The organism is Streptomyces sp. NPDC050164, assembly GCF_044459945.1.
GTDB lineage: Bacteria > Actinomycetota > Actinomycetes > Streptomycetales > Streptomycetaceae > Streptomyces > Streptomyces coeruleorubidus_A.
This window is the reverse complement of the sequence record NZ_JBITJK010000011.1, coordinates 94046-114863: the sequence shown is the minus strand read 5'-3', so window position 1 is coordinate 114863 and position 20818 is coordinate 94046. Positions and strand designations below refer to the sequence as shown.

The following is a 20818-nucleotide window of genomic DNA, read 5'->3' as shown; positions in this document are numbered from 1 at the left end:
TGCGATAGTCAACTTACCCATATTACGGGGGAGTTGAAGCCTCGTAAACGGAAGCGGCCCGCCGCCGGGAGGGCTCCCGGGCGGCGGGCCGTCGTTCGGCGCTCGCGTCACATGGGCATGGGAGCCAGGTCGCACTCGATGCGCCGGCGCTGGCGGGCGGCCTGGAGCCAGGGGTGGTCGTTGCGCAGCACTGCGGCGAAGCCCTCCACCGCCTTGCGCTGGAGCACGTCCGCCTCGTCACCCCGCCCGAGACCCCGCAGATCGAGGGCGAGGTTGGACGTGCAGGAGAGGGTGAGGGGGTGGTCCTCGCCCGCCACCTCTCTCAGCAGCGGCAGGTTGGCGGAGTCGATCTCATGCGCCCGCTCGAAGTCGAGCCGAGCGTAGGCGGTGTTGGCCTGGCCGATGCCGACGGTGAGGGTGATGACGTGGTGCGCCCCGACCGTGTCGCTCAGCCGGCGCACCACGTCGTCCTCCAGTTCCTGCGCGGTGTCCAGGGAGCCCAGGGCCCGCTGGGTGGCGGCCAGGTTCGCACGGGTCACCAGGGTGTGCGCGTGGTCTCCGCCGAGGCGCCGCACCAGCCGGGCCACGGTGGACTCCGCGATCCGGAGCGAGCCTTCCAGGTCACCGGCCAGACGGCGGTCGACGCAGACGTTGGTCGCCGTGGTCAGCGAGTCGAGGTGCTCGTCGCCGTAGCGGGACTTGAAGTTGCGCAGGGTCTCCTCGGCGAGCTTGGCGCCCTCGGAGAGGTCTCCGTCCCGGCGGCGGCAGACTCCGAGGTCACGGGCGATACGCAAGGTCAGGGGATGCTTCTCACCGAGGGCGGTGAGCGCCCGGCGGTAGACGTCCTCCTGCCATTCGCGCGCCTTGGGGTACCGGCCCGCCTCCCGCATGTCGATGCCGACGCAGTGCAGGGTGTTGAGCGTGAAGAAGCTGGTCTCTCCGAACAGCATGTCACGCTGGCGGGCGGTTTCCTGGTCGAGCGGCAGCGCTTCCCTGAACTCCCCGCACAGTCTCAGGTCGACGCCCCAGCTGTGGCTGCCCCGCAGGGTGGCCGGGTCGTCGGGGCCGAAGAGCGACCGGGCCAGTTCGGTGGCCTCCTTGCCCAGGTCCCGCGCCTCCTGGAAGCGGCCCTGGTACCGGCGGGCGTCGGACATCTCGCACAGGGAGTCGATGAGTTCCTCGGGCTCGACCTGCACCCGGCGGGAGACCTCCAGCGCCTTTTCGGTGAGCGGGATCGACTCGGTGATCTGACCCACCTGGCGCAGCAGGAAGGCGAAGCCCTTGGTCATCCGGATGACATAGACGTCGTCCTCGCCCGAGGCGGCGAGCCAGGCGCTCCACGCCTGCCGGCCGAAGGCCGCGGCGTTCTCGTGGTCGCCCCAGTAGTAGAGGAACCACATGGTGTCGTAGACCAGGTCACGCACATAGGGGTCCGTGCTGGTCACGGCCTGGGAGGCGAGAACGTGGGGCAGCAGCGCCTGGTAGTCGCGCCACTCCTGGGAGGATCCGAAGGGGCCGCGGTTGGCGGCGGACAGCAGCTGGTGGGCGGCGTCCCGCATCCTCTCGCGTTCCTCCTCGCTCAGCTTGGCGAGGAGCACGGTCTGGAGGAGGCGGTGCATTTGCAGGGTGCCCGCGCGCGGGTCGACCTTGATCAGGGAGAACTGGCTGAGGTCGCGGATGGCCCGGTTCAGTTTGATCGGCTCACGCAGCATCGGGTCGATCTGCGGCGTGATGTTGACGCCCCGGCTGCTGCGCAGGATCGACCTCGGGATCGGCTCGGGGGCCATGCTGGCGCAGATGTCGAGAAGCTGACGGGCGCCCGGGTTGTTCTCCCTGATGCGCTCCAGGGAGATGTCCCAGGCGGCGGCGACGGAGACCGGGTAGTCGGGGCTCTGCTCGATCTCGAGGATCTCCGGGCTGCGCTGGGCGAGCAGGTCGAGGTACTCGTCGACCTCCATGCCGGTGACGCCGAGCCAGGCTCCCGCCTGCTCCACGGCGAGCGGCAGGTCACCGAGCGCTTCGGCGAGCCGGTCGGCGTCCTCCCCGGGCAGGTCCTTGGCGCGCTTCTGGAGCAGTTCGATGGACTCGTCGCGCTCGAAGACGTTCACCGGCAGTGAGGTGGCCACCCGTTCCCAGCCCCGGTTCCGGGAGGTGACGATGACCTTGCCCGGCCCGTTGTGCGGGAAGTAGCCGCGCACCGCCTCGATGTCCTCGGCGTTGTCGAAGACCAGCAGCCAGTTGTCGTACGGCGTTCCGGTGCGCAGCGCCTCCAGTACGGCGGGCACGGCGGTGTTGGCCGCGGCGGCGCCCAGGCTGTCCTGGCCGGCCGGGGCGACACCCAGCTGCGAGGCGAGGGAGGACAGCGCGGCCAGGATGAGGCTCTCGCGCTCGGCCGGGATCCAGCAGATGATCCGGTAGTCGCGCTGATGGGTGTAGATGTACTCCAGCGCCAGCTGTGACTTGCCGACGCCACCGAGGCCGTGCAGGGCGTTGGGCAGCACGGCTGCGGTGTCCTGGGCGGCGAGCTGCTCCTCCACGGCCCTCAGCAGCGCCTGACGGCCGACGAACGAGGTGTTACGCATGGGGACGTTCACCAGTAGGGCCGGCGTTGCGGTCGTGGTGCTCTGCATGAGCGGCTCTGCCTCCGAGGTCTCTTGTCGGTGCGCGCCGGCCGTCTCAGACGGCGCGGATTCTCCAGTCGGATCGGGAATTTCCGAATCCGGGTTGATGCCCGCTGGGCTGGATGGAGTCGTTTCGCCCGGGTTATTCACCTGTGGGGGTGGCTGGGCGGACGCGCTGTTCTCCACCTGTTCGGCCGCGGCGGGCGGGTTCCTGGACAGGTTCGGTTCGATGCGCCTGGCCCGGTCGGAGTAGGGGCCCGACAGGGCGCGCATCACGGCCAGTTCGCTGCGCGCCCAGCCGCGTTCGGCGAGGTCGGGCAGTCTGGTCCGCAGCGGGTCGTGCAGGGCGGCACGCAGGGCGATGCCTCGCTCCCCCGCGGCGGGCAGCTCACCCACCACACTGACCGTGCGGGCGAGTTGGCTGCGCGTGGTGGTCGCCAGCAGCGCCTCACGGACGCCCTCGGCGAACTCGGGGCGCCCCTCCCCTCCACCCTCCCAGTCGATCAGCCCGCCCATGAGGATCTCGGCGAGGTGATCGGGACCTGTCTCCGGCATGACGCGTCGCCGTAACTGCTCGACGAGGTCGAAGTCGAAAGGGACGGCGGCGAGTTGGGTGGCGAGACGGCGGGCGGAGGGAGTGGCCAGACTGAAGAAGCGCCGTACGGCGGCGGTGGCGGCGCGTGGGAGGCGCGGGGCGCGCAGACCCGGAGCGGGCGCGCCCTTGCTCAGGGCGCCTGCCAGCACCACGGGCAGCGAACGCCGCACCCCGCGCCCACCGGTGACCAGATCGGACCAGGCGGCGAGGGATGCGGGTTTCAGGGAGAGCACCGGGACGGCGACGGAGCCGTCGCCCGTTTCGGGCAGAGGCCGCATCGGATCGGGGCCACCGGGCGGCGCCCAGTGCCCGAGGCTGCCGTTGGGGGCTCCGAACCCGCCGGCCTCCAGGACGGCCGGGTACGGATAGAGCGAGGAGCGGTGGCGCAGGTGCGGCGGCAGCAGGTGGACGAGGGCGGTGGGGCCGGCGTGGGCGAGCCGGCCGAGGAGTTCGTCGGCGGCGGTGGCGGCCCAGCCGTGGGCGAGTCCGTCGGTGACGACGAGGAAGATCCGGCTGCCCCGGCCGTCCAGCAGTTCCGCGGGGTCGGCGACGGCCCGTCCCGTGGACCAGCGCAGGGCGGCGGTGCCGGTGCGCGGGACGGTGACGCGGAGCGAGCGCACACTGCAAAAGGCCCCGCTGTGCTCGGCGGCGCGGGCCAGGCGTGCGGCGCTCTCCTCCCAGATCCGCATCGTGGGCGCGTCGTCGAGCAGCAGCACCAGGTCGAAGGCGGAGACCCGGGCGGGCCGCAGAAACGGCATCCACAGCCCGTCGGCGAGGCCCTGCTCGGCGGTGGTCTCCTCGTCCAGTTCCAGGCTGTCGCGGGACGGGATGCGGCGGGCCAGATGGTGCAGGGCGCGTGCGAGCAGGGCCGTGAAGCGGCCGGGCCCGGAGAGGTCGGGTTCGGCCCGGGGCAGCAGCGGCGACCCGAGGTGCAGGGTGGAGCGGCCTTCGGGGTGAAGCAAGAAACGATCGGCGGCACGGAATCCGGTTCGGTCACCGGAGGGGATCGACTCGGCGGGGGCGCGGTCGGCGGGCGTCGCCTCGGGAGAAGCATTCTCCTCGCCGGCCGCCCTCGGACCGTCGAGCGCGTCGTCGGACACCGGTGATCGGGACTGCTGTTCGACCTCGATGTCCTCCGGGCCCACGGAGGCCTCGGCGTCCTGCGGGCCCGCGGCCTCCACGGCCGGTCCCGACGCCTCCTGAGCGGCGTCGCCGGGGCCGGCGTACCGGCTCCGGTGGGCGGCGAGCCACACCGCGTCGGCGAACTCCTGCCAGCGCGGTACGAAGTGATCGGGAGCGGCCGGGACCCGGTCTTCGCGCTCGTTCGCGCGCGCGAGGGGGTCGGGGTACACCGAAGGAGGCGGCGACGATCCCGATACGGGATCCCCGTCGCCCAGTCCGGATGCGCGCTCCCGGGTCATCAGCGGCCCTTCGCGAGGTCGCGGAGCAGCAATTCGACGAGCTTACGCCCGTCACCGTCAGCCTGGAAACCACCCGCAGTAGTCATCTGGACAGCGTTGAGCAACTGGTCGAGGGAGTGGACACCGCCCGCCTGGACCCGCTGAACGAACAGGTCGACGAGGTCTTCGGTGCCTCGCGGCCGCTGGCCCAAGTGCCCTTCCACCATGGCCAGTAGTTGCTCCCGGGTGGGGGTGTGCATCTCCATCGGCAGACAGCGGCGACGGAAGGCGGCGGGGAATTCGCGCTCCCCGTTGCTGGTGATCACCACGACCGGGAACTCCCGGCACTCGACGCGCCCGCTGCGCACCACGGCCCGGCCTCCCGGGTCGCTGGTGTGCACGCTCGCCGCGTCCGCGGCGTCACGCACCAGCTCCGGAACCTCATAACTTCCATTCTCAAGAACGTGCAACAGGTCGTTCGGCAGGTCGATGTCGCTCTTGTCGAGCTCGTCGACGAGCAGCACCCGGGGCCGTTCGTAGGGCAGCAGGGCGGTACCCAGCGGTCCCAGTGTAATGAACTCGCCGATATCCGGCGCAAGTTGACGATCATTTGACGCGGTCGCGGGGTTGACGGCCTGTTCGCCCTCTTCGAACACCGGCTCCGCCCGTGCCGCGTCACGCAACCCCGCCTGCCAGGCGGCGATGGCCTGGGCCCTGCCCATGGCGTCGTGGACGTACAAGCCGTCGCGCAGGCTGGTACGACTCACGACGTTCCATTCGAGTACCCGGCCGAGCCCCAGCTCACGCGACATCAGGTACGCGAGCGTCGACTTGCCGACGCCGGGAGGGCCGGTGACCAGCAGCGGGCGGCGCAGCAGCAGGGCGGCGTTGACCGTCTCGATCTGCTCATCGTCGAGCTGGGGTGTGAGGCCGCCGGGCCCGAGGCGGCGCAGCGCGGCCTCGGCGTCGTCCGGGGGCGGGGCCTCGACGGGGCCTCCGCGGAACCTCCGCCAGGGCGGCGGGTCCGGCAGCACGGGTGGGACGTCCTGCGGGCGTCCGGTGGCGTGGAAGACGCGCCAGTCGTCCGCGGCCGTCCGTTCCTGTGCGCTCATGCCGAAGCCTCCTAGCTCAGCTGGCGAGATCATCTGGGTCGGTGATGTGCATGTCGACGACTCGAGTGGGGTCATCCCACATGAATCCGACATTTCGGGCAAGGTACTGGACCGCGTCCTCCGTGCCGCTCTCGGCGTTCAGACGCATGCGGTGAATGACGGAAGGAAGCTGCACGGGCATGGCGACGGCCGCGAAGACCGCGGTCACCACTTCGCGCCTCTCCTCTATGAACACACCTCTGCGGTCCCAGACCGCCAGTCCGATCCCCTCCGCGATCGCCGCTTTGAGCGCCTCCAGGGCCGGCACCCCGGTCGGCGCGTCCATGAGCACTGCCGTACTCCGTGATTCCCCGGCGAGCGCGATCTGCCACGCGCGCTGCCGCCGGGCGTCCGCCTCTCTCCAGGCGTGCACCGTGATCCCATGCTGCTTGAGAGCCGCCCAACGCCGCTGCCACTGCTGCCGGACCACGGCGTTGTCCGTACGCATGCGTTCAAGGCTGCGTAGATGCACCCCGTATCGCAGACCGAGCGGAGTGGGCTCACCGTCGCCGATGGCGAACGTCAACCCCGCCACATCGTGGTTCAGCAGATCGTATGGAAGTACGAACTCTATGTACGCAGGCGGTTCCTGAAGTCCGCTCGAGTCCGGTTCGCGGGGCACCAGCCAGAGTTGGGTGCCGCGCCGGAGCGCCATGTCCACGGCTCGGCCGAGATCGTCGAGGGGGATCGTGTCCGGCTCGCCGGGGCGTGGGTCCCAGCGGCCCGGGGTCGCGTTCGTCCAGGTCCGCACGGCCACGTCCGTGCTGCCGTCCCGGGCCGGTTCGACGGCGACGACGAGGGTGCGGGGGATGTCGGGCGACCACACCACCCCGGCGCGTCTCTCCCGGCGCTTCGCCAACTGCGCGGTCAGTCCCGCGCGTACGGCCCAGTCGTCCGCCCACGCGGTCAGCGCGAGGCGGTGTTCGACGGTCCGGGCGAGACGTGCCGCGTGGTCGAGGAGGAGGACGACCGGCGGCAGGCCGTCCTCCTGCGCGTTCCATTCGAGAAGGTGCGAGAAGAGCTGCTCGGGGGTGAGCCCGTCGGGTAGGTCGAGACCGACGAGTTCCTCCGCCAGCCCGTCCCGTAAGCGTGCGGCGGGCAGGTCTCCGCGGCTGAGCGCGACGCGGGCGCTCTTCTCGTCCTCCTTGGTCAGCGGTCCGGCCAGGGCGGGGGCAGGGGCGATCAGCCGCGCGAGTTCGTCCCCGGCCGGGGCGCCTTCGAGGATGCGGACCACCCCGACGAGTACGTGTTCCCCGCCCGCCACGCTCAGCGCGGCGGTCACCAGACTCACCACGTCCTCTCGGAGCCTCACGCCGCGTATGTCCACCGGCCTGCGGAGCTGGCCTGCCAGCAGCCCGGCGAACTGCACCCGGCTCGGCGCGTCCTCGACGCAGCCCAGCTCGCAGAGGAGGTCGGTGAGCTGAAACAGCAGCTCGAAGTCCGGCTGCCGTCCGGATTCGCCGCCGGACTCGCCGAACACCGCACCTGTCTGCACCGACTTTCCCCCTGAGTCGGTTCACCTGCCTGACCGACCAGCGAAGTTAGCACGGCAACCAGCGGTTAACCAGGGACGAATGGGACCCGAAGGACGACGTCCGGCCAGGATCGCCCCAGGGGGGACAAGCCTGGCCGGAACTGAGCGGCATCCGGCTCACAGCCTCGGGTCGACCGGCTCCGACTCCAGTGCCAGCACCCCGAACACCGCCTCGTGCACCCGCCACAGCGGCTCGCCCCCGGCCAGCCGGTCCAGGGCCTCCAGACCGAGCGCGTACTCGCGGATCGCCAGGGACCGCTTGTGGTTGAGGAACCGCGAGCGCAGGCGGGCCAGGTTCTCCGGGCGGGTGTACTCGGGGCCGTAGATGATCCGCAGGTACTCGCGGCCGCGGCACTTGATGCCCGGCTGCACCAGGCGGCCCTGCGCGTCGCGGACGAGTGCGCCGACCGGCTTGACGACCATGCCCTCGCCGCCGCGGCCGGTCATCTCCAGCCACCAGTCGACACCGGCCTGGACGGACTCGGGGTCGCCCGTGTCGACGTACAGCCGCCGGGTGGTCTGGAGCAGGCCGCTGCCGTCGTGCTCGACGAGCCGGTCGAGCAGGGCGAGCTGCTCGTCGTGCGGCAGTCCGGCGAGGCTGCGGCCCTGGACCGCGAGGATCTGGAACGGTGCCAGGCGGACGCCGTCCAGGCCGTCCGTGGTCCAGCAGTAGCGGCGGTACGCCTCGGTGAACGCTGCGGCGTCGGCGGACCGTTCGCGGGTGCGGGACAGCAGTCCGGTCACGTCGACGCCCCGTGCCGCCGCGCCCTGCAGCGCGGCCAGCGCGCCCGGGAACACCGCGCCGGACGCGGCACCCACGGCGGCGTACTGCGACCGCAGCAGCCCGGACGCCTTCAGCGACCAGGGCATCAGCTCGGCGTCGAGCAGCAGCCAGTCCGTCTCCAGGTGGTCCCACAGGCCGGCCTCGCCGGTCGCCGTGCGCAGCCGGTCGAGGATCTCCTCGGTGAGTGAGGCGTCGTCCAGGAACGGGCGGCCGGTGCGGGTGTAGAGGGAGCCGGTCGGCCCGTCCACCCCGAAGCGCTTGCGGGCCGCCTCCGCGTCCCGGCACACCAGGGCCACCGCCCGCGAGCCCATGTGCTTCTCCTCGCACACGACCCGCGCGACACCGTCCTGCGCGTACTGCGCGAAGGCCTCGGCCGGGTGCTCCAGGTAGCCGTCGACACGCGAGGTCGCGGTCGGGGCCATCGTCGGCGGGAGGTACGGCAGCAGCCGCGGGTCCACCGCGAAACGGCTCATGACCTCCAGGGCCGCCGCCGCGTTCTCCTCGCGGATCGAGACGCGGCCCTGGTGGCGGGTCTCCACGACCCGGCGGCCGTGCACGTCCGCCAGGTCCAGCGGGCGGCCGTCCTGCCCGCCGGGGGCCTCGGTGCGCAGCGGCCTGGCCGGCTCGTACCAGACCCGCTCGGCCGGTACGTCGACCAGCTCGCGCTCCGGCCAGCGCAGCGCGGTGAGCTTGCCGCCGAAGACGGCGCCGGTGTCCAGGCAGATGGTGTTGTTCAACCATGTCGCCTCCGGAACCGGTGTGTGCCCGTAGACGACAGCCGCCCGGCCCCGGTAGTCCTCCGCCCACGGGTAGCGCACCGGCAGGCCGAACTCGTCGGTCTCCCCGGTGGTGTCGCCGTACAGGGCGTGGCTGCGGACCCGGCCGGAGGTACGGCCGTGGTACCTCTCGGGCAGCCCGGCGTGGCAGACGACCAGCCGGCCGCCGTCGAGGACGTAGTGGCTGACCAGGCCGTCGATGAACTCCCGTACCTCGGCGGCGAACTCCTCGCTCTCGCCCGCCATCTGCTCGATGGTCTCGGCGAGGCCGTGGGTGGGCTGGACCTTGCGGCCGCGCAGGTACCGGCCGTACTTGTTCTCGTGGTTGCCGGGCACGCACAGGGCGTTGCCGGACTTCACCATCGTCATCACGCGGCGCAGTACGCCCGGGCTGTCGGGGCCGCGGTCGACCAGGTCGCCGACGAAGACGGCGGTCCGGCCCTCGGGGTGGACCCCGTCGGTGTAGCCCAGCTTGCCGAGCAGGGAATCCAGTTCGGCGGAGCAGCCGTGGATGTCGCCGATGATGTCGAAGGGGCCGGTGAGGTGGGTCAGGTCGTTGAAGCGCTTCTCGGTGACGACGGTGACGTGCTCGACGTCCTCCGCGCCGCGCAGGACGTGCACCTTGCGGAAGCCCTCGCGCTCCAGGTGCCTGAGGGAGCGGCGGAGTTCGCGGGTGTGGCGCTGGATGACCCGGCGGGGCATGTCCGCGCGGTCGGTGCGGGCCGCGTTGCGCTCGGCGCACACGTTCTCGGGCACGTCGAGCACGATGGCTATCGGCAGGACGTCGTACTGCCTGGCCAGCTCGACCAGCTGACGGCGGGCCTCGGGCTGCACGCTGGTCGCGTCCACGACGGTGCGGCGGCCCGCGGCGAGGCGCTTGCCCGCGATGTAGTGCAGGACGTCGAAGGCGTCTTTGGTGGCGCTCTGGTCGTTCTCGTCGTCCGAGACGAGTCCGCGGCAGAAGTCGGACGAGATGATCTCGGTCGGCTTGAAGTGCCTGCGGGCGAACGTGGACTTGCCCGAGCCCGAGGCTCCGACGAGGACCACCAGGGAGAGGTCGGTGACGGGCAGGACGCGCCCCTTGCGTACGTCGGTCATGCCGCCTTCGCCTCCTTCGGGGTGGTCAGTGTGAACACGGCCATCTGGGTGGGCGGTCCCACCTCCGGGTCGTCCGGGCCGACGGGTACGAACTCGGCCGCGTAGCCGTGCCGTTCGGCCACCGCCTCCGCCCAGGCGCGGAACTGCGCGCGGGTCCACTCGAAGCGGTGGTCGCCGTGCCGGACGTGGCCGGCCGGGAGGCTCTCCCAGCGCACGTTGTACTCGACGTTCGGGGTCGTCACGAGGACCGTCCTGGGCCGTGCGGCGCCGAACACGGTGTACTCCAGGGCGGGCAGCCGGGGCAGGTCGAGGTGCTCGATCACCTCGCTGAGCACGGCGGCGTCGTATCCCTTGAGCCGCTGGTCGGTGTAGGCGAGCGAGCCCTGGAGGAGCTTGACGCGCGCGGCCTGCCGCTCCCCCATGCGGTCCAGCTTCAGCCGGCGGGAGGCGATGGTGAGCGCGCGCATCGACACGTCAAGACCCACGATCTCCGTGAACGCCGGGTCCTTGAGCAGTGTCTGCACCAACTGGCCCTGCCCGCAGCCGAGATCGAGCACCCGGGCAGCCCCGGAGGCCTTGAGCGCGGTGGTGATCGCCTCCCGGCGCTGCACGGCCAGCGGGGTCGGCCGCTCCTCGGTCTCGGTCTCCGCCCCGACCGCGTTGTCGATCTCCTCGACCTCGCTGTCGTCCGCCTCCGCCAGCCGCACCAGCTCCAGCCGCTCCGTCGCCTGCCGGGTCAGCGACCAGCGGCGCGAGAGGTAGCGGCTGGTGATCAGCTGCTGCTCCGGGTGGCCGGGCAGCCAGCCCTCACCGGCGCGCAGCAGCTTGTCGACCTCGTCGGGGGAGACCCAGTAGTGCTTGGCGTCGTCCAGGACCGGGAGCAGGACGTAGAGGTGGCGCAGGGCCTCGGCGAGGGTGCGGTCCGCGGACTCCAGTTCGAGCCGGACGTAGCGCGAGTCGCCCCACTGCGGGAACTCGGTGTCCAGCGGCACGGGCTCGGCCGTGACCGTCCAGCCCAGCGGCTCGAAGAGCTTTCGCACGAGGTCGGGGCCGCCACGGGCGGGCAGCGCGGGCACCTCGATGCGCAACGGCCGGGCTGCGGCGGGCAGTTCGGGCCGGGCGTTGCAGACGCCCTTCATCGCGCTGGAGAACACACCGCTCAGCGCCACGGCGAGGAGGGAGGAGGCGGCGTACGGGCGGTCGTTGACGTACTGTGCGAGTGCCGCGTCCGGGGCGCCGCCCCGGCCCTTGCCCTTGCCGCGCCGGACCAGGGCCACCGCGTCGACCTCCAGCAGCAGCGCCGCCGTGCAGCGCTCGGCGTCCGCCTCGGGGTAGAGGACGTGGGCCGTGCCGTAGGACGTGGAGAACGCCTGCGCCTTCTCGGGGTGCTTGTGCAGCAGGAAGCCGAGGTCGGTGGCGGGGCGCTGAGGGGTGCCGGTGGTCGTGATGGTCAGAAACACGGTGGGTCGACCTTTGATCAGTGGTCTGAACTGCGGATACGCCCCACCGTACAGAGCCCGCACCGGCGGCACCCTGGAATTTTCGCTAGCCTCACGATCGACCGGGCGTTCGAGGGGGATTCAGGAAGAGCGCCCACGCACGCAAGGATGCGGAGGCCTCACGTGACAGACGCCGGGACCAGCGCGGGACAGATCGACACCGGCAAACCCCACTCGGCACGCATGTACGACTACTACCTCGGCGGGAAGGACAACTACCCGGTCGACGCGGAAGCGGCCGAGCAGGTGATATCCCTCTTCCCCGCCGCCAGGGAAATGGCGCGGACAAACCGCCTGTTCATGCACCGTGCCTCCCGGCTGCTGGCCGAGCGGGGTGTCCGGCAGTTCCTCGACATCGGAACCGGCATTCCGACCGAGCCGAACCTCCACCAGATCGTCCAGGGAGTCCTCCCGCAGGCCCGGGTGGTGTACACGGACAACGATCCGATCGTCCTCCGGCACGCCCAGGCGCTGCTGCACAGCGCGTCGGAAGGCAAGACCGCCTACGTCCACGGCGACGTGCGGGAACCGGGGAAGATCATCGCGGCGGCACGGGAGACGCTCGACTTCACCCAGCCCATCGCGCTGTCCCTCGTGGCCCTGCTGCACCTGGTGGACGACGAGGACGAGCCCGGCCCGATCGTCCGCGAGCTGCTCGAACCCCTGCCGTCCGGAAGCTACTTGACGCTTTCCCACGCGACGGGCGACTTCGACCCGGAGACCTGGGAGCGGGTCGTCGAGGTGTACCGCAAGGGCGGGACGGCGGCGCAGGTGCGCAGCCGCGACGAGTTCTCGGCGTTCTTCACGGGCCTTGAGCTGGTGGAGCCGGGGGTGGTGCTGGCCGCTCGGTGGCATCCCGAGCTCGGTGAACAGGGCGGGGGCGACGACGGGGGCGAAGAGATGCCCCTCTACGTGGGGGTCGGCCGCAAGCCGTGACGGACGGCGGGGGCCCGTGACGGACGACTGTCCGGCGGATCGCGCTCCGCACCCGATCCACCGGGCAGCCGTCCTTGCCGTACCGGCTTTACGACAGCTGGGACTGCACCTGCGAGGAGATCAGCTCCAGGTGGTCGAGGTCGTCCAGGTCGAGGATCTGGAGGTAGACGCGGCTCGCGCCGACCTCGGCGTAGCGGCCGATCTTGTCGACGACCTCGGCCGGGGAGCCCGCCAGGCCGTTGAGCTTCAGTTCGTCGGGCTGGCGGCCGATCGCGGCGGCCCTGCGGGCGACTTCCTGGTCGTCCCGGCCGACGCAGACGATGAGGGCGTTGGAGTAGGTCAGGTCGTCACCGCTGCGGCCGGCCTCCTCGGCGGCGGCGCGGACCCGGCCGAACTGGCGCTCGCTGTCCTCGATCGAGGCGAAGGGGATGTTGAACTCGTCGGCGTACTTCGCGGCCAGCCGCGGCGTGCGGGTGGCGCCGTGGCCGCCGATGAGCACGGGGATCTTCTGCTGCGCGGGCTTGGGCAGCGCGGGAGAGTCCGTGAGGTCGTAGTAGGTGCCGTGGAAGTCGAAGGTCTTGCCGAGATCCGTCGACCACAGGCCGGTGACGATCTCCAGCTGTTCCTCGAGGCGGGCGAACTTCTCCTTGGGGAAGGGGATGCCGTAGGCCTTGTGCTCCTCCTCGAACCAGCCGGTGCCGAGGCCGAGCTCGACCCGGCCGCCGGACATCTGGTCGACCTGCGCGACCTGGATGGCGAGCACGCCGGGGAGCCGGAAGGTGCCGGCGGTCATCAGGGTGCCGAGCCGGATGCGCTTGGTCTCGCGGGCGAGTCCGGCCAGCGTGATCCAGGCGTCGGTGGGGCCGGGCAGGCCGTCCACGGAGCCCATGCGGAGGTAGTGGTCGGAACGGAAAAATGCGTCGAAGCCGAGCTCTTCCGTGGCCTTGGCCACGGCGAGCAGAGTGTCGTAGGTGGCCCCCTGCTGGGGCTCGGTGAAGATGCGAAGATCCATGTTTCCATCCTGCACGCCGGGGTGCGGGACGACGAGATCGGACCCCCGTCCCACCCGGTCCCCGGTCGGGTGAAATTACGTCCATACCGCGACTCCCGCGTGACCGGGCCAGTGACCGGCCCCGTTGATGATCGTTGGCTCGGGCGGAGCCGGAGCCCCCGGCTTCCGCACCGGCCGGTGAGCGCCGGGGCGTCACCCGCGTCGGCCTCCCCGGGGGCCATGGGCCGAGGAGGCCGTCATGTCCGAAGAGACCGTGCCGCAGCAGGGCGGGACCGGGCAGCCGAAAGGGCTGTTGCAGCAGATGGAGGAGCTGATGGCGGCGTTGAACGCGGACCTGTCGGCACTGGACGCGGATCTTCAGGCGCCGGGGGACGCCGACCGGAGGCCGAGCGAGGAGGAGCAGGTCGGCTGAGGTCCGCTCCGGGGGCGGGCCCGGGCGGCCTTCGGCAGCCGCTACCCCGCCTCCCTCTCCGGTAACGCCTGTTCCCGGTCCGCGAGTCTGCGGAGCATTTCCAGGACGCGGTCGCGGGACTCGTCCGCCGCGTCGATGGCCTCCATGCACTGCCAGTACGTGCCCTCGTCGTCCGCGGCGCAGGCGAGGCCCACGAGCGCTATGCCGACCTCTCCGAGGAGGCCGCCGAGGTACATCAGGGTGTGGCGGGCGTCGCCCAGCTCGGTGAGCTGGCCCGCCCGCAGCTCACCGGGGGCCAGTTCGGGCGGGTCGAGGACACCGCAGCCGCGGCCCGCGAGCTCCGTCAACCCCAGTGCCTCGCCGCGCAGTTCGGGCGGGCCCGCGACCGCGAGACGACTTCCTATCGCCTGCGCGAGGGCCTGCGCCTGCCACACTTCGGCCAGGATCCCCGGCACGTCGCCGCCCGCGGCCAGGGACCGCCTGCTCGTCACGATGAGCCGCACAGCGTCCATGCGCTGCCCCCGTCCTGTCCCGACGCGCTCCGCGCGTCCGTCCGCCCGAACTCCCTTGTTCACTACCCAGAGTGAAGGGGTGTGAGACGAAAAGCCAGAGGAAGACGGAAATCTGCGGACAACAATTCGGATTCGGGCCGCGTTTTGGTTACGCAGAGTACATGTGGACTTCGCGACTCCCTGAAGTCGGCTGCGCGGCTCCTAGATCGGGAACCTCCGCTCGTTCCGGTCGATCTTCGCGTCCAGCGCCGTCAGCGGGTCGATGCCGAGCACCTCGCACAGCTGGAGCAGATACGCGAGCACGTCGGCGACCTCGTCGGTGACCCGGTGCGCGGTGTCCGGATCGGTCATGACGCGGGCCGACTCCTCGGGCGTCAACCACTGGAAGATCTCGACCAGTTCGGACGCCTCCACGCTGAGCGCGGCGGCCAGGTTCTTGGGGGTGTGGTACGGCTGCCAGTTGCGCGCGGCCGCGAACTCGGCCAGCCGGCGTTGCAGTTTCGCCACGTCGAGAGGTTCTGTCACGGCTTCAGGTGTACCACCCCGACCCCGTCGGTCCCGGCGGCCCACGACGCGTCACTCACCGCGCCGACCAGCCGGATGTGGCCGCGCTCGCACATCCGGGCCGCGAGCCGCAGCAGTTCGCCCCGCTGGCCGGGGTCGAGTCCCCGATCGAGGCCGTCGGCGAGCACGGTGAGGGTCTGCAGGGCGGCGGGCACCTCGCCGGCCGGGTCGACCTCCAGCACGCCGGGTCCGGTGAGCAGGACCAGTGCGAGCGCGACGTACCTCAACTCCCCGTCGCCCAGCCGGCCGAGCTCCGTTCGGATGCCGTCGCCCCGGTCGAGCACCGCCCGCACCGTCCCGTCGGCCGACGGCTCGGCCAGCACGTCCGCCACCGGCCCGGCGCAGCCGGCGCGCACCGCCGCGACGAACTGCGTGTGCCGCCGTGCGCACTCGGCGCGGGTGCGCCACAGGACGTCGGCGAGGTTGCCGCAGCCGCCGAGCAGCCGCCCGGAGCCGGCCGGTACGGGGCCGCGCATCCGGCCGGGGTCGGGGTCGCAGGTGAAGACGGAGCGCAGGGCGACGACCATCTGCTCGGCGGCGGCCAGCACCCTGCGCTGCCCGGGCGTCGTGCCGGCCACGCGCAGCGGCAGCAGGGCGGTGCCGAGCCGGTCGTCCGGCAGCGGGCCATGGGTCACCGGTGTCGGCCCGGCCGTGTGCCAGGCGGCCTGCACGGCGCGCTTGCCGGGGTCGCGCAGGGCGGTCTCCAGCAGAACCAGTCCGCCGGCCGTCAACCGCTCGCCCACGACGCGCAGGTGCGGCTCGGCCTGCACGGCGACATCGAGCCGGACCGGGCCGACGGGCCCGTCTGCCGTGCAGCCGATACGGAAGCCTCGGCGGCGCTGCGCGTCGGGCCGGGCCCGCTCCGGGACACAGGCGACGGGGTCGGGGAACGCCTCGCCGAGCGCGGCGCCCGCACCGAGCCGGGCGAGCGCCTCGTAGGCCCGCAGCGCGCTGGACTTGCCGCAGCCGCTGGGACCGGCGAGGAGGGTGAGCGGTCCGAGCGGGAGTGCGGCGCGGCGGTGGCCGGTGAAGGCGGACAGCCGCAGCTCGGTGATGCGCGGCCGCTCGGGGTGCGCGGCGCCGCCCGCCGGAGGGCCGGGCGGCACGAGGGGGGTCGGAGCGGGGGGCTGGGTCATATCCGGACCGTAGGACTCCGCCCACAGGGCGAACCGTTCCGTCTCCAGGGGCTTCCTACGAACGGGCGACCCGGCCCGCAGCGCACGTCACGTCACACCCCGGGAATCCCGACCCCCTCCATCAGCCCCGTCACCTCGGTCCCCGCCGGCGTCAGCAGGAACACGTTGCGGTCGACGCGGTGCATCCCGCTGGCCAGGCCGAAGACGACGCCCGTGCTGAAGTCGAGGACGCGCTTGGCGACCTCCGTCTCCGCGCTGGTCAGGTCGAGCAGCACCGGCACGCCCGCCATCAGGGTTTCGGCGACGTCACGCGCGTCGGCGAAGACGTTCACACGCAGCACGACGAAGCGGCGTCGCGCCTCCGTCTCGGCCTCGGGTATGGACCGGTGGTCGACGGAGGACGGCCAGGCGTCCCGGCCCCGCAGCGGCACGACCTGGGCGAGCCCCTCCCACTGTTCGTCGGTGACATCGTGGCTGTTCACCGGCATGCTCCGTCCTGGCTCCCGCTGGCTGTCTGCATCGGCCAATTCTTGCGCACGGTCACCCGTTCGGCCCAACAGCGACACGCTCCGCCACCTCTTTGCACCTCACAACGGCCGGAACGCGGCTGTGTGACGGGCGTAACTCCTGATGATCAAGCAATGTGACACCTGCGTAACGGGACATTCGTACCGTCGACGGCATGACCTCGACCACCCGGCCACAGCAGGAGACGCAAGCGGTGCGCACCGTCTGCTCGTACTGCGGGGTGGGCTGCGGCCTCGTGCTCGATGTGACCATGGGGCCGGACGGGCGGCGCACGGTCCTCAAAGCCTCCGGCGACAAGGCGCACCCGGCGAACGCGGGCCGGCTGTGCACCAAGGGCGCCACCACGGCCGACATGCTCGCCGCGCCCGGGCGGCTGACCACCGCGCTGGTCCGCGACGACCGGGGCGAGGAGCCGGTGCCCTCGCCCGTCGCCGACGCGATCGCCGAGACCGCCGCGCGGCTACGGGCGATCGTCGACGCGCACGGGCCGGACGCGGTCGCCTTCTACGTGTCCGGTCAGATGAGCCTGGAGGCGCAGTACCTCGCGAACAAGCTGGCCAAGGGGTTCGTGCGGACCAACGCGATCGAGTCGAACTCGCGGCTGTGCATGGCGAGCGCGGGCACCGGCTACAAGCTGTCGCTGGGCGCGGACGGGCCGCCCGGCTCGTACGAGGACTTCGATCAGGCGGACGTCTTTCTCGTCATCGGCTCGAACATGGCCGACTGCCATCCGATCCTCTTCCTGCGGATGATGGAGCGGGTCAAGGCCGGCGCCAAGCTGATCGTCGTCGATCCGCGGCGGACCGCCACCGCCGCCAAGGCCGATCTGTTCCTCCAGGTCAGGCCGGGAACCGACCTCGCGCTGCTGAACGGCCTGCTGCACCTGCTGCACGCGGACGGGCACACCGACCCGGAGTTCGTCGCGGCCCACACCGAGGGCTGGGAGGCCCTGCCCGGGTTCCTCGCCGACTACACCCCGGCGGCGGTCGCGCAGATCACCGGGCTCGCCGAGGACGACATCCGCCGGGCCGCCCGGCTGATCGGCGAGGCCGGCAGGCAGTGGATGAGCTGCTGGACGATGGGGCTGAACCAGTCCACGCACGGCACCTGGAACACCAACGCCCTGGTCAATCTGCATCTGGCGACAGGCGCGATCTGCCGTCCGGGCGCCGGGCCGTTCTCGCTCACCGGGCAGCCCAACGCCATGGGCGGGCGCGAGATGGGCTACATGGGCCCGGGGCTGCCGGGGCAGCGGTCGGTGCTCGTGGCCGAGGACCGGGCGTTCGTCGAGGACGTGTGGGAGCTGCCGCCCGGGACGCTGCGGGCCGACGGGGTCGGGCAGGGCACCGTCGAGATGTTCCGGAAGATGGCCGACGGGGAGATCAAGGCCTGCTGGATCATCTGCACCAACCCCGTCGCCTCGGTCGCCAACCGCCGTACGGTCATCGAGGGCCTGGAGGCCGCCGAGTTCGTCGTCACGCAGGACGTGTTCACCGACACCGAGACGAACGCGTACGCCGATGTCGTCCTGCCCGGCGCGATGTGGACCGAGGCGGAGGGCGTCTTCGTCAACAGCGAGCGCAACCTCACGCTGACCCGGGCCGCCGCGGATCCGCCCGGGGAGGCGATGGCCGACTGGCGGATCATCGCGGAGGTCGCGTGCGCGATGGGGTACGAGAAGGGATTCTCGTACGACAGCGCCGAGCAGGTCTTCGAGGAGATCCGGCGGTTCCACAACCCGAAGACGCAGTGGGACCTGCGCGGTGTCTCCTACGAGCGGCTGCGCCGGACGCCCGTGCAGTGGCCGGCCGCGCGGGAGGACGGGCCCGAACGCAATCCCGTCCGGTACGTGGGTGACGACGGGCTGCGGTTTCCGACGGCGAGCGGTCGTGCCGTCTTCTTCGCCCGGCCGCACCTGCCCGCCGCCGAGATGCCGGACGACGACTATCCGTTCGTGCTCAACACCGGGCGGGTGCAGCACCAGTGGCACACGCTCACCAAGACCGGGAAGGTCGCCAAGCTCAACAAGCTGAACGCCGGGCCCTTCGTGGAGCTCCATCCGCGGGACGCCGACGCGCTCGGGGTCGCGGAGGGCGATCTGGTCGAGGTGGCCTCGCGGCGCGGGCGGGCCGTGCTGCCGGCGGTGGTGACGGACCGGGTGCGGCCGGGCTGCTGCTTCGCCCCCTTCCACTGGAACGACCTGTTCGGCGAGTACCTGAGCATCAACGCGGTGACGAGCGACGCGGTGGATCCGCTGTCGTTCCAGCCGGAGTTCAAGGTGTGCGCGGTGTCGCTGACGAAGGTGGCGACGCCCGTGCGAGAGGCGTCCGTGCAAGAGGCGGCGAGCGCTGTGCGCGAGGAACCGGCCGGGGCTCTGATGCCGACGACCGTCACCCCCGGCGGGACCGACCCCTTCGGTCTCCAGCCCTCCCCTCCCCCCGTCCTGTCCGCCCAGGAACGCCAGTACCTCACCGGCTTCCTCGCCGGGCTCGGCTCGGGCGCCCCCGGCGTTCCGGTGCTCCCGCCCGACGCGCCCTTCACCCCCGAGCACGCCCTGTGGGTCAACGGGGTCCTCGCCGGCATGTACTCGCGCTCGGCGCCACCGGCCGCCCCCGCGAGGGAGCCGTCCGGCCGTGAGGTCGTGGTGCTGTGGGCCTCGCAGACGGGGAACGCCGAGGAGTTCGCCACCGCCACGGCCGAGCGGCTGACCGCGACCGGGCACCGTGCGACCCTCGTCGGCATGGACGAGGCGGACGTCGCCGCGCTCGCCCGCACGGCGGACCTGCTCTTCATCACCAGCACCTTCGGGGACGGCGACGCGCCCGACAACGGCACCGGCTTCTGGGACTCGCTCTCCGGCGAACGGGCCCCGCGGCTGGACGGGGTGCGGTACGCCGTGCTGGCCTTCGGCGACTCCTCGTACGACGACTTCTGCGGGCACGGGCGGCGGCTGGACGCGCGGCTCGACGAGCTGGGCGGGGTGCGGCTGGCGCCGCGTACGGACTGCGAGCCGGACTACGAGCCCTCCGCCGGGCAGTGGCTCGACCAGGTGCTCTCGGCACTGGGCGGTGCGGCCACCGCCCCGGCCACCGCCCCGGCCTCGCGACCGGAACCGAAGCCGAAGCCCGCCGCCACGGTCGCCCGGCTCGTCGGCAACCGGCTGCTCAGCGGGCCGGGCGCGGGCAAGGAGGTCCGGCGGTTCACGTTCGACACGAGCGGGACGGACCTGGCGTACGAGGCCGGGGACGCGCTCGGCGTGCGGCCGGTCAACGCGCCGGCCCTCGTGGCGGAATGGCTGGCGGTGACCGGGCTGGACGCCGGGGCGGCCGTCGAGGTGGCCGGTGTCGGCGAGGTGCCGTTCGACGAGGCGCTGGCCCGGCACCTCGACATCACGAAGATCACCCCGGACCTGCTGCGGTTCGTCGCCGAACGGGCCCGGGACAAGCACGAGTTGCGCAGGCTGCTGCGGCCCGACAACAAGGACGGGCTGGCGCAGTGGTGCTGGGGGCGGCAGGCCGTGGACGTGGTCGCCGAGTACGCGGTCCGGGCCGGCGCCGAGGAGTGGGCCGGGGTGCTGCGGAAGCTCCAGCCGCGGCTGTACTCCATATCGTCCAGCCCGCTGGTCGATCCGCGACAGGTGTCCCTGACGGTGTCCGTGGTGCGGTACGAGAACCTGCACGGGCGTCAGCGCGGCGGGGTGTGCTCGCCGTTCCTCGCCGACGCCGGGGCGGACACCGAGGTGCCGGTGTTCGTGCAGCGCTCGCCGCACTTCCGGCCCCCGGCCGACGCGTCGACGCCGATGGTCATGGTCGGCCCCGGCACCGGCGTCGCGCCGTTCATCGGTTTCCTCCAGGAGCGGCGGGCCCTCGGGCACCGGGCCCCCAACTGGCTGTTCTTCGGCGAGCAGCACCGCGCGACGGACTTCTACTACGAGGACGAGCTGACGGCTCTGCTCGACGAGGGCACCCTCACCCGTCTGGACAGCGCCTTCTCCCGCGACCAGCGCAACAAGGTGTACGTGCAGGACCGGATGCGCGAGCACGGGCCGGAGCTGTGGCACTGGCTGCGCGACGGCGCCCGCTTCTACGTCTGCGGCGACGCCTCCCGCATGGCCAAGGACGTGGACCGCGCCCTGCGGGACGTCGCGGTGGCGCACGGCGGGCTGAGCGAGGCGGAGGCCGCCGCGTACGTGAAACAACTGGCGGCGGACAAGCGGTACGTGCGGGACGTGTACTGAACGCCGGGCCTTACTCGCCTCAC

The 20818-nt window shown here is 71.9% G+C and carries 13 protein-coding genes; 3 read left to right on the top strand and 10 right to left on the bottom strand.

Going from position 1 to position 20818, the window contains the following annotated elements; genetic code table 11:
- Positions 1 to 107 precede the first annotated feature (107 nt).
- The 5 genes from fxsT to ACIBNA_RS17870 form a co-directional block, all read right to left on the bottom strand.
- Positions 108 to 4637 (bottom strand): FxSxx-COOH system tetratricopeptide repeat protein, encoded by a 4530-nt coding sequence (fxsT, locus tag ACIBNA_RS17890; RefSeq protein WP_399166144.1) that lies wholly within the window; start codon positions 4635 to 4637, stop codon positions 108 to 110.
- A complete protein-coding gene (locus ACIBNA_RS17885) occupies positions 4637 to 5728 on the bottom strand; it encodes an AAA family ATPase (RefSeq protein WP_399166143.1) in 1092 nt (363 codons plus the stop codon). Before ACIBNA_RS17885 ends, fxsT begins: the two co-directional genes overlap by 1 nt.
- Positions 5729 to 5744: 16 nt before the next feature.
- On the bottom strand, positions 5745 to 7262 hold the full coding sequence (locus tag ACIBNA_RS17880) for a hypothetical protein (protein WP_399166142.1): 1518 nt from the start codon (positions 7260 to 7262) through the stop codon (positions 5745 to 5747).
- A gap of 156 nt (positions 7263 to 7418) precedes the next feature.
- Positions 7419 to 9959 carry a polynucleotide kinase-phosphatase gene (locus tag ACIBNA_RS17875; protein WP_399166141.1) on the bottom strand — a complete coding sequence of 847 codons (2541 nt, stop codon included), beginning with the start codon at positions 9957 to 9959 and terminating at the stop codon, positions 7419 to 7421.
- Entirely contained in the window at positions 9956 to 11419 is a 1464-nt protein-coding gene (locus tag ACIBNA_RS17870; RefSeq protein ID WP_399166140.1) for a 3' terminal RNA ribose 2'-O-methyltransferase Hen1, read from the bottom strand. The genes ACIBNA_RS17875 and ACIBNA_RS17870 overlap by 4 nt, the downstream gene beginning before the upstream one ends.
- 162 nt (positions 11420 to 11581) lie before the next feature.
- On the opposite strand from ACIBNA_RS17870, the gene ACIBNA_RS17865 reads away from it, so the two are divergent.
- Positions 11582 to 12394 (top strand): SAM-dependent methyltransferase, encoded by an 813-nt coding sequence (locus ACIBNA_RS17865; protein ID WP_399166139.1) that lies wholly within the window; start codon positions 11582 to 11584, stop codon positions 12392 to 12394.
- A gap of 88 nt (positions 12395 to 12482) precedes the next feature.
- On the opposite strand, the gene ACIBNA_RS17860 is transcribed toward ACIBNA_RS17865, so the two are convergent.
- Complete coding sequence (locus ACIBNA_RS17860) at positions 12483 to 13406, bottom strand: LLM class F420-dependent oxidoreductase (protein WP_399166138.1); 924 nt, start codon at positions 13404 to 13406, stop codon at positions 12483 to 12485.
- A gap of 238 nt (positions 13407 to 13644) precedes the next feature.
- Here ACIBNA_RS17860 and ACIBNA_RS17855 point away from each other — a divergent pair, with 238 nt between their 5' ends.
- A complete protein-coding gene (locus ACIBNA_RS17855; protein WP_399166137.1) occupies positions 13645 to 13818 on the top strand; it encodes a hypothetical protein in 174 nt (57 codons plus the stop codon).
- Between the two features lie 41 nt (positions 13819 to 13859).
- Here the strand turns inward: ACIBNA_RS17855 and ACIBNA_RS17850 are convergent, their stop codons facing one another.
- From ACIBNA_RS17850 to ACIBNA_RS17835, 4 genes are all read right to left on the bottom strand, one after another.
- Positions 13860 to 14330: a DUF6099 family protein gene (locus tag ACIBNA_RS17850; RefSeq protein WP_086604552.1), complete on the bottom strand. Its 471-nt coding sequence runs from the start codon at positions 14328 to 14330 to the stop codon at positions 13860 to 13862.
- A gap of 201 nt (positions 14331 to 14531) precedes the next feature.
- Complete coding sequence (locus ACIBNA_RS17845) at positions 14532 to 14855, bottom strand: nucleotide pyrophosphohydrolase (RefSeq protein WP_399166136.1); 324 nt, start codon at positions 14853 to 14855, stop codon at positions 14532 to 14534.
- Positions 14852 to 16030, bottom strand: coding sequence for an AAA family ATPase (locus ACIBNA_RS17840; protein ID WP_399166135.1), 1179 nt, complete (start codon positions 16028 to 16030; stop codon positions 14852 to 14854). Before ACIBNA_RS17840 ends, ACIBNA_RS17845 begins: the two co-directional genes overlap by 4 nt.
- Before the next feature lie 92 nt (positions 16031 to 16122).
- Positions 16123 to 16518 (bottom strand): cell division protein SepF, encoded by a 396-nt coding sequence (locus tag ACIBNA_RS17835; protein WP_399166134.1) that lies wholly within the window; start codon positions 16516 to 16518, stop codon positions 16123 to 16125.
- A 194-nt stretch (positions 16519 to 16712) separates the two neighbouring features.
- Between ACIBNA_RS17835 and ACIBNA_RS17830 the strand changes: the two genes are divergently transcribed.
- Positions 16713 to 20795, top strand: a complete 4083-nt coding sequence (locus tag ACIBNA_RS17830) for a molybdopterin-dependent oxidoreductase (RefSeq protein ID WP_399166132.1) — start codon at positions 16713 to 16715, stop codon at positions 20793 to 20795.
- Positions 20796 to 20818: the final 23 nt, after the last annotated feature.

What these genes read in the sequence shown, in the direction of transcription:
- fxsT (WP_399166144.1), bottom strand. Translation starts at nt 4,637, where the DNA reads ATGACCCGGGAGCGCGCATCCGGACTGGGCGACGGGGATCCCGTATCG.
- ACIBNA_RS17885 (WP_399166143.1), bottom strand. Translation starts at nt 5,728, where the DNA reads ATGAGCGCACAGGAACGGACGGCCGCGGACGACTGGCGCGTCTTCCAC.
- ACIBNA_RS17875 (WP_399166141.1), bottom strand. Translation starts at nt 9,959, where the DNA reads ATGACCGACGTACGCAAGGGGCGCGTCCTGCCCGTCACCGACCTCTCC.
- ACIBNA_RS17860 (WP_399166138.1), bottom strand. Translation starts at nt 13,406, where the DNA reads ATGGATCTTCGCATCTTCACCGAGCCCCAGCAGGGGGCCACCTACGAC.
- ACIBNA_RS17855 (WP_399166137.1), top strand. Translation starts at nt 13,645, where the DNA reads ATGTCCGAAGAGACCGTGCCGCAGCAGGGCGGGACCGGGCAGCCGAAA.
- ACIBNA_RS17850 (WP_086604552.1), bottom strand. Translation starts at nt 14,330, where the DNA reads ATGGACGCTGTGCGGCTCATCGTGACGAGCAGGCGGTCCCTGGCCGCG.
- ACIBNA_RS17840 (WP_399166135.1), bottom strand. Translation starts at nt 16,030, where the DNA reads ATGACCCAGCCCCCCGCTCCGACCCCCCTCGTGCCGCCCGGCCCTCCG.
- ACIBNA_RS17835 (WP_399166134.1), bottom strand. Translation starts at nt 16,518, where the DNA reads ATGCCGGTGAACAGCCACGATGTCACCGACGAACAGTGGGAGGGGCTC.
- ACIBNA_RS17830 (WP_399166132.1), top strand. Translation starts at nt 16,713, where the DNA reads ATGACCTCGACCACCCGGCCACAGCAGGAGACGCAAGCGGTGCGCACC.